Source organism: Candidatus Accumulibacter contiguus (assembly GCF_012940005.1).
GTDB classification, from domain to species: Bacteria; Pseudomonadota; Gammaproteobacteria; order Burkholderiales; family Rhodocyclaceae; genus Accumulibacter; species Accumulibacter contiguus.
The window spans coordinates 1-11,922 of sequence record NZ_SPMX01000032.1; the positions used below are offsets into that span (position 1 = coordinate 1).

Below are 11,922 nucleotides of genomic sequence, written 5' to 3' on the forward strand. Positions count from 1 at the left end.
AAACTGACCCCCATCCCCTTGAGAGATATCGTGGGAAACGTCAACCGCAGCCTGCGAGGCTGGGCAAACTACTTCCACTATCGAAACTCAAGTCTGGCGATGAGCAAAGTCAGATACCACGCGGAAGACCGGTTGCGAACCCATTTGATGAAGCGTCATCAGGTGAAGGACCGAGGAACTGGTTTCCGCCGGTTTCCAAGTGCTCATCTCTACGGGCGCTACGGGCTATACAAAGTTCCTACGAAGGCGGGCTGGAACTCGGCGCATGCCGTGGCGTGAAGAGCATCGGAAAGCCGTGTGCGGGAAAATCGCATGCACGGTTTGATGAGGGAGGGCAGGCGAAAGCCTGTCCTCTACTCTACACCTCAGGCCTGTTCAAAAGCATGGTCGGCTTGATGGCGCTAGGCAAGAATGACTTTGAAGCGATCGAACCTTTCCGCACGGATCGCTTCTTTCGCGAAGCGCTGTCGATTGGCAAGGTACCGAGCAGCGAATGGCTGCGCCAGCGGCTCGATGCCACGGGCGCTGAATTGCGCGCGCACACTGACGAGGCCAGCCTGCGATTGCTGGAACGCACCGAGGCGCCGATCACCGCGCACAAGGGCTACGTTTGCCTGGACTTCGATACGTTTACGATGGACAACAGCGGCACCCGGAAGGAAGAGGTCAGCCGCACCTATCAGGGGTTTGACGCATACCCTTACGCACAACTCATTTAGCATCAATGGATCGCATGAATTCGACTCCGCGGACGAAGTCGCGGAGTCGTGCGAAGCCCAGCCAGAGGGTCTTGACGCCGGGTTCGCCGTCGCACTTGCGGCCGAGGAAGCCGCCGAGCATGGCGATCTGGCGGATCATCTCGCGGAGAGTGGGCGGGGTGCTGGGCGGCTCTTTCTCTGCCAAGAGATACGCGCCCTTCCATTCTTCCTCGCTGAACAATTCGCAGGCGGACAGGTCCGGATGAGTACGCCCCAGTCGAACGAGGTGCGCCAGGCGCCACGCCACCACCATGTAAACCGCCAAGGCCAGTTCGATCTTGTCGATATGCCCCAGTTGCAGGGCTTCCACCCGACAGCCATTTTTGAGGACATTGAAAAATATTTCAATTTCCCAGCGCGCGCGATACCAGTCGATCAGTTCCGCGACCGCTTCGAGGCGGTCGGCCTCGCGATTGGTCAGCAAGCGCCATTCAATGGGCTTGACGCCTTTGGGTGCCCCGATCTCCTGAGCAATTACGCAGGTCACGGGGAGCAGACCGCCCTGGCCATCCGGCAGTTCGACACGGCGGGCAAAGAGTTTCTGGCGCACGGGACGGGCGGCTTCCTTGCCCCGCGCGGGCAGGAGGAATTCGATCTCGCCCAGCGCTTCGCCCGAGCGGACTTTCGCCCACAGTTTGCCGCCCTCGGGAAGGCAGCGATTGTGTTTGGAACGGACCATCCAGTCGGCAGGCGTTTCCAGCGCATGGGCTTGTTGCATCAGTCCGAGAATATCGGCTTCCCGATCAGCGACATAGACGAGGCGGGTACCGGGCATCGTGGCGGCGGCTTCGGCCACCCGCTCGTAGCCTTCTATCCAGCGGGTGCTCTCGAGGATCCCAGGACGGTTTCCATCGGCATCCTTGAACTCTCGTGCCCAGATCCAGGCATCCAGGATTCCCAGCGGTTCCCGGTCCGGGGTCACAACGTAGGTGGGATGCAGGTACAAGCCGCGCTGGGCCTCGTAACTGAGCGGCCCCAGTCCCTCAATCTGCTGGCGGTTGAAGTCGAGTTCGGTCGTGTCTTGCAGGCACAAGACTACCCGATGCTGGCGCATGCGGGCCATGGTGCATTCCAGGTGCGGCGTCAGGAGGTCTTCCCACCCGAGTCCCTGCTTTTTCTCGCTGGCCTGATCGAAAAAACGGTAGGCCGCCTGGGTCTCCACCCAGCCCGAACAGGCGCCCGGAATGCTCGCCGTGGGTCTCTCGGCAAAAGCGCTCGCTATCTTGATCAGTCGATTGGTCAGGCGACCATCTCCGAGTTTCGCTCCACCGAATTCTTTCGCCGCCCAGTCGTCCATGCCCATCGCTCCGCTCAAAGGGCGCACACCATACAGCATCCGCCCCAGACTGGCGGCAGGTGCGACGGAAAACGGGCGCGGGATCATGGCGTCAGGGCAGTCACGGGACTAGAAAAAATGATGAATGAGTTGTGTGTAAGGGTATGGGTTTGACGGCTATACCCCGATCGCCGCCTACTTGGGCAACGAAGGTTGGAACATCGGACTCGAATTGCGCCCGGGAAAACAGCACTCGGCGCTGGAGACGGAGTATTTTCTCGAACGAGTCTTCCCGCGCGTCGCCCGTTTGGTGCCCAACGATGCAAAGGTGCTGGTGCGTGACGACAGCGGCTTCGACAGCGCCTGCTTGCTGTTCGCCCATGCGGAGGAGCGGGATCGGATGGCGTCTCTGGGGCGCTGCTTCGAGTACATCGTCAAATGGAATCCACGCGGCCAAGCCAGCGTCAAGCACAAGCTGGAATGGGTTGCCCGCGCCGAGAACGCCAACGCCTTCCGGGAAACCCGTCCAGGCAAGAGGGAAGCCCTGTTGAGTCTTGACGTGGAACGTGCCTGGAAGAAGGAGCACCGAAGCTTCCGCCTCATCGTCCGGGTCGTCGAACGTACCATCGACAAGCGGGGGCAACACCTGCTGGAGCCCACGGTCGAGATTGCAGGCTGGTGGACCAGCCTTGCCGAAGCGCCCGAAATGGTCATCGAGCGCTATCAGGATCACGGCACCCACGAGCAGTTTCATTCGGAAATCAAGACCGATCTTGATCTGGAACGACTGCCCTCTGGCAAGTTCGATACCAACGATGCGGTGCTGCACATTGGGGTGTTCGTTTACAACTGCTTGCGCCTGATTGGCCAACTGGGGTTGACCGGCGAAATGTCGCCAGTACCACATCCCGCCAAACGTCGCCGCCTGAAGACGGTATTGCAGGAAGTGATGTACCGCGCAGCCCAGTTCATCGCCAAGGCACGCCGTTTGTTTCTCGACTTTGGCGCCTGCGCGGGACACATCGTGCCGGTCTTCGCCTTTGTTCAGGATCGACTGCTGGCGGCGCGAAGTCCATGACACCGCACGCGTTCGTCCTCGATAGGCTTCAGCCGATCCTGGGTGAAGGAAGGCATGGGCTTGCCTACTCGACTGGAAAACAGGGGCTGGCCATGCCATAGAGCCACGGCACCAGGTCAGGCATTCCTGATCTGAGGTATTTGACCGTCTCCGACGGTACCAATCGACCGCTCAGTCGGCAAAATCAGGGAGAATTCTCATGCGAAATGCATTACTGCTTTTTCACCACGGATTCAGGTATTGTGTCAAGTAGGATGTCCACTTCACGTTATGCCTCGGACATCACACCGCGGAGTGAGTTTTGAGCCAGTCGCGTAGCGCCGCATTCATGCGGGTCTGCCAGCCGGGGCCAGCGGCACGGAAAGCGGCGAGGACGTCTCGGTCGAAGCGGATCGTAGTCGACTCTTTGTCACTCCCGGTCGGTCGCCCACGTTGCTTACGGTATGCCTCAATACCGGCTTGCATTTCTTCGCGCGTCAGCGGCCGTTCATCCTCATTTTTGCCGTCCCAGACATACGGTGTTCCGGCGTGTACTTTCGCCAAGTCGGTCTTGCTTTCGCCACGTTTGCGAGTGGCGTGCATATCATCGGTTCCCATTGAAGTCCTCTTCGAGCCAGCCATGGTAAGCGCTCCTTTCCTCTTCACTCGCCGGTCGGAAACTGACAATCCGCAGGGCATCTTCGCGAGCCGTATGCACCACCGTCAGCACCGCCAGCACCTCAAACACATATGCGAACGACTGTATCCGCTGTTCGCTGCTTCGCACACTCGCCACGTCAAGACGATAGGGGCTCTCAAGCACCATCACCGCATCGACGAAGTCCAACCCATGTTTGTCGAGGTTGGCTTGCCGCTTGGCTTCGTCCCAAAGAATATGCGCGCTCATCACCTTTATTGTAGTAACGGTAAATGGGGAAGTAAAGGATTTTCGTTACTACGCAAACCGAGGCATAACCCCTAAGGATTGACACGACCCTCAGGGTCGTCTCAATCCGTTGTTCAAGAAGCCCGGTACCACAGCCAGAGCAGCGGTTGGCTACAGAGATATATGGGGAATGCCTCGAGCGGTTCAGTCGAGGCACGGCACGCCGGGGGTTGGCGTCGGAATGCGGCGTCAGAAAACCCGCCGATCAACCCGTGGCGAGCGTCTTCAGGGTGCGATCGGCGGTGTGGCAAGATCTGGCCAGTGGTTGCCAAAGTCATTTTTCGGGCAACGGGCGACAGTCTCCCTGCGCCCCTCGCGGAAGCCGCTGCAGGGCGAACGTAACGAAGGGGCAAATGAAGTAGCGCGCTGGCGGAGCGTCTATCCCAACCCGCGACCCGCACTCGCCCCAACTGGCTTGCCACCGATCTCGCCAAGGCGCGACAGGTCTCGACTGCCCAGGGGACGCGGCAACAGCACACCACACCAGCGCAGCCTCCCGCCACAGTGCGGGCAAATTGGGCCTCGTGGTGTCGGGTGCTCCGAATGATTGTCCGCTGCTTTCGCCGCGCTCACGGCGAAACCCCGGGCCAGTTCGATCCGACCCTTCACCTCTTCGATGCTCATCGAGCAACTCGGCGAGAGAAAGCCGAAGTAGCGCACCTTCATGAACCCGGTGGGCAAGACGTGCTGCAGAAAGCGGCGGATGAACTCCGCCGGCGGGAGCGCCATCGTCCGCTCGCGCTGACTGTTCACCTTGCGGTAGCGAAACACCACCTCGGTATCATCGGCGCGAAGGATGCGTTCCTCCGAGATTGCCACCTTGAACACATAGCGGGAGAGATACTCGAGGCTCGCCTGTGCGTCGCCGACCGACTGACAATTGACGTTCCAATCGACCGTCCAGACTGCGGGGTCGATCTCTCCGAGCAAGCCGGCGGCGTCCATCGCATCGCGGAACTTCGCCCGGAAGATCGGCGATAGGGCACGCACGGGCAGAAAGAAACCGCGATCAGCCGCATGCCAGCGGCCATCGGCGCGATCAAATGCGCCGCCAGGTATCACGTAGTGGATATGCGGGTGGTACTGGAGTTGCCGGCCCCAGGTATGCAGCACACCAAAGAAGCCCGGCATGTCAGCTCCCAGGTGCTGGTCATCGGCGGCCAGAGTCTTGATGGCCCCGGCGGATGCCGCGAACAAAGCCCCATGGCCTGCACGCGGATGGCCACGCAGAAACTCGCGCAAGGGCGCCGGCACGGTGAAGGTCAGCATGAAATAGGGGGTCGGCAACTGCCGATCGAGCTGCCGATCGAGCCACGCTTCGGCCTTGCCCTGCTGGCAGACCGGACAGTGACGGTTGCCACAGCAACGCGTGGCGACATGCGGCTCGCCGCAGTCCTCGCACTGATAGAGCACCGAACCACAAGCCGGGCTGCGGCAATCGATGATCGCCTCGATCACCCGTGCGTGGCTGCCCGGCAGGGTTTCGCCGAACTCGGCCAGGTAGGCCGGTCCGTGCCGGCGAAAGATCTCCTGAATGGCGCCCATGTCACAGATCGTCCATCAGTTCATTGATGCGCGCCACCGCTTCTTCCTGCCCCTTGCTGGTCAGGTGCAGATAGACCATGGTCGTCTCCAGGCTGGTGTGGCCGAGGTTCTGCTGGATGACACGGAGGTTGACGCCGGCCTCGAGCAGGTGGGTGGCATAGGAGTGCCTCAGCGTGTGGACCGACACCGCTCGCTTGGTGATTCCCGCTTGGCTCTTTGCCGAACGGAGTGCGCCTTGCACACTGCTGATCGCCATCGGTGTCGTCGCGCTGGTCGCCGAACGACTGTCGCGCCCATAGGCCGGAAACAACAGTTGCGGATGGCGATGGCTGCGCCAGTGCTGGCGTAGCGTTTCCAGCGTGGCGCGTGGCAGTGGCACGAAACGATCCTTTGCTCCCTTGCCCCGGTGCACGTGGATCATCATGCGATCACTGTCGATGTCGGAGACTTCGAGGTAAAGCGCTTCCTGCAACCGGAGCCCGCAGGCATAGACCGTACTCAGATAGGCCCGGTTATGCGGCGTCCGCACACAGGCCAGCAGCGCGCGCACCTCTTCACGACTCAACACCGCCGGCAAGCGCGATTCGCTCTTGGCACGCAGAAAGTTGAACAGATTCCAATCGCGCTGGAGAACCTTCACGAAGTAGAAGCGGATACCGCAGTAGCAGATGCGCAGGGTGTTGGCCGACCAGTGATCGACATTGCGCCGGTGCAGGAAATAGGTCTCAAGCTCCGCCTCGCTGATCTCTTCCGGGGACTTGCCCCCGTGGAACTCGCAGAGCATACGTAGCGCCCGGCTGTAAGCCTCCTGGGTCCGCCCGGCCTTGCCGTTGAGGGCCAGGGCATTCATCGATTTCTGATACCAGTCTGTCATCATGTCGTCTCTCCTCGGAAAAAATGGGAAACCGCCGCGACGCGGCGGTCCAAGGAGGAAAACAGAAATTCGGAACTCCGGCCAGACGTTGGGCCGGCTCCGTCAATATACGGAGTACGATTACGTCAGTGCGCGCAACTGCCTGCCGCGCAGCGGCTTACTTGAACCCCTCCATCGAGCGGACTCGCCTACGGCGAGCCGCTCATGTCGAACGTTGGGCGGTCTCGCACACCAGTTGAGCAATGACTTCATGAAAGAAATCATGTACGACCACAACAGCGTCTTGATCGTCTCAGCCCTCTTTGTTTGCATGCTTCTCGCCATGGAAATAGGCTTTCGTAGCGGTCGTCGCAAACAAGCGTGTGCGACTGAAGCAATCACGCAAGCCAATGCTGTGCTGGCCGCGATGCTGGGCCTGCTGGCGCTGTTGCTGGCCTTCACATTTTCTGCGGCGCTGCAGCGCTACGAAAATCGTAGCCAGACAGTCGTGGCTGAAGCCAATGCCATCGGAACCACGTATCTCAGAGCGCAACTTCTTCCCAAGGGGATGCCCGATGAAGTGCAGGCGCTGCTCCGCCAATACCTGGGTGTTCGCATTCAGGATGGTCGTGTCGATGCTACGGAACCCGAATTGCACGAATCACTGCTGCATCAGGCGAAACTGATGGAGGCACAACTCTGGAGCCACGCAGTGAAGGCTGCAGAACTGGACCCAGGACCTGTCATCAGTGGGTTGTTCATTCAGTCCTTAAATGAACTCATCGACACATCCAGCACAAGGGATGCGGCCCTGAATCGACATGTACCTGAAATCGTACTCTTCCTGATGTTCGCGACGATCGTTCTGACAACGGCCACGCTCGGCTTTGCCTCCGGTATCGCCGGGCATCGGGTCACCCTTGCGGCATTCGTTCTGGTAACGCTCATCGCCCTGGTCGTCTACCTCATTCTCGACCTAGACAGACCCCGACGCGGCGCCATTCAGGTTAGCCATGAAAGTATGCTGAGCCTTCAGCAAACCATCGGAGCCATGCGTGTCCACGCCTTCCAACCCGGCAGTCCACCGGACGCGCCGCAAGCATCGCGCCGGTGACTTCTACGTGTGCGCCGGGCATGGCGCGTTACTTCATAGGTGAAAGTCCTATGGCCAGGTTTTCGCAGAGCCGAAGGCAAGGAGAAGGGCAAGGGCGTCGCCGCGAGGCGGGGTCTGGAGGGTGGAAGCGGGGTTTCCAAGAGCAAACTGCTTTGCTCTTGGCCGCTGGAACGACGCGAGCTCTGCGAGCGGTTGGAAGCCCAATCCAAAGCTGCGGGGCGATGAACAAAAACCGGATATCAGGCGTGATGCATCCGGGGCGAGCGGGCACGTGACCGCGAAGCCCTCCATCTGCGGTTGGGGTGCATTTTGTAAATCCGGCGTCTATGCAGCGAAGGTAACGAATCTTACCCCGGGAGATCTCCCCTGTGCCTCAGAGGACCGAGGCTGGGCGTTGGGTGACTGGCGCTGAATACCGTAGAGAAGTCAGCCGAGGGCATAGTAGGTGGCGCTTCCCACCGAAGGCCCGAACGATGAAAGGCGAAGGACCATGACGAAGAGAGACGGGATCGCATCTGACCACTTGCTTACGCAGGCTGCGGCTACACCGCAGGATGAACTCGTCGCTGGTTTGTCAGGGACCCCCGAGCCGATTCCTCCCCAGGCGTTGCTGGCCCAAGTGCTGGATCGGGCCAATTTGCGACGCGCCCTGAAGCAAGTGCGCCAGAACAAAGGCGCGCCGGGTCTCGACGGCATGACCGTCGAAGCACTACCGGATTACCTCCGACACCACTGGCCGGAAATCCGCGAGCAACTGGAAGTGGGCTGCTACTGCCCGCAACCGGTCAAGCGCGTGGAAATCGAGAAGGCGGACGGGAAAAAGCGCCCCTTGGACATCCCGACGGTGTTGGACCGCTTCATCCAGCAAGCCATCGCGCAAGTCGTCTCGGCGCAATGGGAACCCCACTTCAACACCCACAGCTACGGATTCCGCCCCAAGCGCTCGGCCCACCAGGCCGTCCGCGCCGTCCAGGCCCATATCCAAGCAGGTTTCAACTGGGTGGTGGATATGGACCTGCAAGCCTTCTTTGACCGGGTGAATCATGACCGGCTGATGGCGCGGCTGAAGAGTCGCTGCCCGGACGCCGACCTGCTGCGCCTGATCAATCGCTTTCTGAAGGCGGGCGTGAGCATCGAGGGGCAGGTTGAACCGACGCCTCTCGGCGTGCCGCAAGGTGGGCCGCTCTCGCCCGTGCTGGCCAACGTGGTGCTGGATGAACTGGATTGGGAACTGGACCGGCGTGGCCACCGCTTTGCCCGTTACGCCGACGACTGCAACATCCTCGTCAAGAGCAAGCGCGCGGGCGAGCGCGTGATGGCCAGCGTGACACGCTTTGTCAGTGACTCGCTGCGGCTCACAGTGAATCCACTGTGGTGGGGTAAGACGCACCGCAGGTGCGGCAAAAGCGCGGTCGATCGACCCATGAACCGCAAGTTCCTGGGCTTCACGGTCAGCCGCAACGGTGCCAGGCTCAAGGTGGCCGACAAGGCCCTCGACAAGCTCAAGGACCGCGTGCGGGAACTGACCCGCCGTACAAGAGGCACCACATTTGCCGTCGTCGTCGCAGAGCTTCGAGAGACCCGGCTTGGTTGGAAAGCGTACTTCGGAATCACCGAGGTGCTGAGCCCTCTGCGCGACATCGACAAGTGGGTACGACGCAAGTTACGCTGCTATCTCTGGAAACAATGGGGTCGAGCGGGCTATCGGGAACTACGCAAACGCGGCGTGTCGGTCCGCGAAGCGTGGAACACCAGCAAGTCCGCGCACGGTCCGTGGCGGGTGTCGCAGACACCGGCCTTGTCGATCGCGCTACCCTTGCGCTTCTTCGAACAAATGGGACTACCGAGCCTTGCGCCCCGGTAGGAATTTGCTTCATCGAACCGCCGGATACGTGATCCGTTCGTCCGGTGGTGTGGGAGGGGGAGGCCGTGAGGCTTTCTCCTATCCCGATTAGGCTTAATCCAAAACGTCACGAGGTGGAACATGAATGAAGTGCAAGGGAAGTGGAGTTATCAGAGCGTTTCCTCATTCTTGAGCGAGAGCTACTCCGCTCTTAGCCCCCAGGCGGCCTTGGCCGCCCCGGTACAAGCTTTGGTAGGCGTCACTTCAGACATGGCAGCGATGCTGCAACGCTTCGGCATCAGCACCGTCATGGATTTGGCGGCCTCTGGATTGTTCGACGCGGCCCGGCGAATCGTTGCCGTGGCCGATTCGCAGTCTTCATCGGTCACTGTGCCAGGCGACTTGGTGGACGCCACGTACCGCGGAAAGGGCGCCAATATCTTGGCGGCGGCACCCATCACCGCCTTGAATGGCATAGGCGCCGCCAAGGATGCGCGGCTTGCCGTAGCGCTTCGCGTGACCAGTATCCGTGATCTGGCGGATTGGCGACCCTACAGAAACGCAAACGCCATCCTGCAGCAGGCATATGGAGCCTCCGAGAGCATCGTTGACGACCCCGAGCGCCCAGACGATCTAATCCCAATTCCACGCCGCTACGCAACCGAGCGCGTCCAGTACGACGTGATCGTTCTCGATCGCGTCATTCTGGAGTCCGCCGACACCCCAGACGGGGACGCCACACCGGCCACCATGGTTCCCCCGTTGGCCCCGGTGTCACCGAGCAAACTCCAGGACATAGTCACTGCAGGTGGCATCGACATCAGCGATATCGTGGCCTCGGCCCTTACCGCCAAGCTGGCGGTGGGTGCGGTGCTGACCTATCGCCAGAGTTGGTTCCCACAAGGGTTGGCACTGGGTCAACTGCTGCACTCTATGGCGCTTGCCCCTGGCGAAAGCACGCGCATCGCAATGGTCAACTGGTCTCGACGCATCCGCGGAACGAGCGCGGACGACACCACTCAGACTGAACTCATGGCTGCAGACATAGGACGTGCAAGGTCAATGGGCGAGGTGACGTCTTCTGTAGCCCGGGAAGCACAGAGCGGATTCTCTGGGTCGGCTTCGGTCGCTACAGAAAATCAGTCGGGAACGACCACTGGTCAGTCGAATGTCGGGGTTAGTGCCGGCGGCAAATCCCCTGGTCTGCTGGCATCCATCGGCGCAGCCATCTTCGGCGGAGAGGGCGCCAGCGCTCAGGTCGGATTTGGGAGTTCGTCCTCTGGAACATCGTCGGCCAATTCCACCGCGACCACCAACGCGACCGGCTGGGCTTCTTCAAATGGCTCGCGCAGTCTGAACGCAGAGATGCAGCAGAACATCAGCGACCGCACGCACCAGGCAGCAAACTCAGTGCGGAACAGACGAGCCACCACCGTCACGGAGTCTTCGCAGGAAGAAAGCGAGAAGCTCAGCACGCGTGTAGTGACGAACTACAACCACATGCACGCCCTCACCATCCAGTACTTTGAGGTTGTCCAAATCTATCGGGTGATGGTGGAGTTGTCCCGCGTGACGCGTTGCCTCTTCCTGCCGATGAAGCTGGTGTCTTTCACCAATACCACCATCCGGCGCTTTCGGGACGTCATCGCCAGGGCAGCGCTGATCCCCGGTGTGCGAGCGTTGCAGTGGGCCGAACCGGACAATGTCGTGATTCATGCGCCAGCAAAGGCAGGGCCTTGGGGCGCATTTTGGTTGAACGCGGTCTCAAATGCGTTGGGAGACGAAATTGGCTTTCCCAACGATCCCAGCATAGTCTTGCCGAAGGCAGGGCTTCAGATCCACACTGTCGGTGGCGATATTCAGGCAATGTTTGAGGGATTGATTGTTGAGTTCAACGATGGGACGACGAGACGAAATGCCATTCCCGAACGTAAGGCTGACGACGTCTGGGGCTGGCAGGGTTACTCAGTGGATGTTACGCAGTCCGGAGCAGCGCTGAGTTTGGAAAGTCCAGATCGATTTCGCCGCCGTAACTACTCAGGAGTCCTCCGCCAAGCGGACAGGCTGAAGCGTGGCGACGCTCAGGTACTGGAATTTTTGCTCAGAGCGAACGTCCAAGCTTTCAAGAGAACCCAGCATTGACCTCGCAATGGATAGGCTTCGTACAGGTGAGTGGGCATGGACGAGATTCCCGACCTTGAACGACTGAGTGTTGCCGAGAAGGATGATCTGATCCGCGAGCTTTGGCCCTTACGTGCGCTGGTGCGGCAGTTGAGGGGAGAAGTGGAGAAGCTGCAGGCGAAGGTGCAGGAACTGGAAGGTCGAGGGGCCAAGAATAGCCACAATTCGAGCAAACCACCGTCCTCGGATGGGCTGGCCAAGCTGCCGGCCAAGCCCCGTTCGCTGCGCAAACCGGGGCAGCACCCGAATGGCGGACAGCCGGGGCATACTGGACACACGCTCCAGAAGGTAGAAAAGCCGGATCGAGTCGTCGTGCATTTGCCCGCGGCCCACTGCCACGCGTGCCAAG

The 11,922-nt window shown here is 60.4% G+C and carries 10 protein-coding genes and 2 pseudogenes; 7 read left to right on the top strand and 5 right to left on the bottom strand.

Features of this window, described 5'->3' with window-relative positions; genetic code table 11:
- Both E4Q08_RS12170 and E4Q08_RS12175 read left to right on the top strand, forming a co-directional pair.
- A partial coding sequence (locus tag E4Q08_RS12170) for a group II intron maturase-specific domain-containing protein (RefSeq protein WP_308240125.1) occupies nt 1-279 on the top strand: 279 nt, incomplete at its 5' end.
- Nucleotides 280-362: 83 nt separating this feature from the next.
- Nucleotides 363-698: pseudogene (locus tag E4Q08_RS12175) on the top strand (IS1380 family transposase); the annotation flags it as partial.
- 13 nt (nt 699-711) lie between these two features.
- On the opposite strand, the gene E4Q08_RS12180 reads toward E4Q08_RS12175, so the two are convergent.
- Nucleotides 712-2,073: an IS4 family transposase gene (locus E4Q08_RS12180; RefSeq protein WP_443984452.1), complete on the bottom strand. Its 1,362-nt coding sequence runs from the start codon at nt 2,071-2,073 to the stop codon at nt 712-714.
- A 127-nt stretch (nt 2,074-2,200) separates the two neighbouring features.
- Here E4Q08_RS12180 and E4Q08_RS12185 point away from each other — a divergent pair.
- Nucleotides 2,201-3,112, top strand: a pseudogene (locus tag E4Q08_RS12185) (IS1380 family transposase); the annotation flags it as partial.
- Between the two features lie 282 nt (nt 3,113-3,394).
- Here E4Q08_RS12185 and E4Q08_RS12190 read toward each other — a convergent pair.
- The 4 genes from E4Q08_RS12190 to E4Q08_RS12205 all read right to left on the bottom strand — a co-directional run bounded on the left by E4Q08_RS12190 (nt 3,395) and on the right by E4Q08_RS12205 (nt 6,459).
- Nucleotides 3,395-3,694, bottom strand: coding sequence for a BrnA antitoxin family protein (locus E4Q08_RS12190; RefSeq protein WP_372703651.1), 300 nt, complete (start codon nt 3,692-3,694; stop codon nt 3,395-3,397).
- Nucleotide 3,695: 1 nt separating this feature from the next.
- Entirely contained in the window at nt 3,696-3,998 is a 303-nt protein-coding gene (locus E4Q08_RS12195; protein ID WP_169070577.1) for a BrnT family toxin, read from the bottom strand.
- 417 nt (nt 3,999-4,415) lie between these two features.
- A complete protein-coding gene (locus tag E4Q08_RS12200) occupies nt 4,416-5,582 on the bottom strand; it encodes an IS91 family transposase (protein ID WP_248594865.1) in 1,167 nt (388 codons plus the stop codon).
- A gap of 1 nt (nt 5,583) precedes the next feature.
- The gene (locus E4Q08_RS12205; RefSeq protein ID WP_169070578.1) at nt 5,584-6,459 is read right to left on the bottom strand and encodes a tyrosine-type recombinase/integrase; all 876 of its coding nucleotides are present in this window, start codon (nt 6,457-6,459) and stop codon (nt 5,584-5,586) included.
- 247 nt (nt 6,460-6,706) lie between these two features.
- On the opposite strand from E4Q08_RS12205, the gene E4Q08_RS12210 reads away from it, so the two are divergent.
- From E4Q08_RS12210 to E4Q08_RS12225, 4 genes are all read left to right on the top strand, one after another.
- Nucleotides 6,707-7,549: a bestrophin-like domain gene (locus tag E4Q08_RS12210; protein WP_169070579.1), complete on the top strand. Its 843-nt coding sequence runs from the start codon at nt 6,707-6,709 to the stop codon at nt 7,547-7,549.
- A 490-nt stretch (nt 7,550-8,039) separates the two neighbouring features.
- The gene (gene ltrA, locus E4Q08_RS12215) at nt 8,040-9,413 is read left to right on the top strand and encodes a group II intron reverse transcriptase/maturase (protein WP_169070580.1); all 1,374 of its coding nucleotides are present in this window, start codon (nt 8,040-8,042) and stop codon (nt 9,411-9,413) included.
- Nucleotides 9,414-9,533: 120 nt separating this feature from the next.
- A complete protein-coding gene (locus E4Q08_RS12220) occupies nt 9,534-11,534 on the top strand; it encodes a hypothetical protein (RefSeq protein ID WP_169070581.1) in 2,001 nt (666 codons plus the stop codon).
- Between the two features lie 36 nt (nt 11,535-11,570).
- Nucleotides 11,571-11,922 (top strand): DUF6444 domain-containing protein (locus tag E4Q08_RS12225; RefSeq protein ID WP_248594866.1); only part of this gene is annotated, 352 nt, incomplete at its 3' end.

Coding starts and splice junctions, on each gene's coding strand:
- E4Q08_RS12190 (WP_372703651.1), bottom strand. CDS start 3,694: ATGCACGCCACTCGCAAACGTGGCGAAAGCAAGACCGACTTGGCGAAA.
- E4Q08_RS12195 (WP_169070577.1), bottom strand. CDS start 3,998: ATGAGCGCGCATATTCTTTGGGACGAAGCCAAGCGGCAAGCCAACCTC.
- E4Q08_RS12200 (WP_248594865.1), bottom strand. CDS start 5,582: ATGGGCGCCATTCAGGAGATCTTTCGCCGGCACGGACCGGCCTACCTG.
- E4Q08_RS12205 (WP_169070578.1), bottom strand. CDS start 6,459: ATGATGACAGACTGGTATCAGAAATCGATGAATGCCCTGGCCCTCAAC.
- E4Q08_RS12210 (WP_169070579.1), top strand. CDS start 6,707: ATGAAAGAAATCATGTACGACCACAACAGCGTCTTGATCGTCTCAGCC.
- ltrA (WP_169070580.1), top strand. CDS start 8,040: ATGACGAAGAGAGACGGGATCGCATCTGACCACTTGCTTACGCAGGCT.
- E4Q08_RS12220 (WP_169070581.1), top strand. CDS start 9,534: ATGAATGAAGTGCAAGGGAAGTGGAGTTATCAGAGCGTTTCCTCATTC.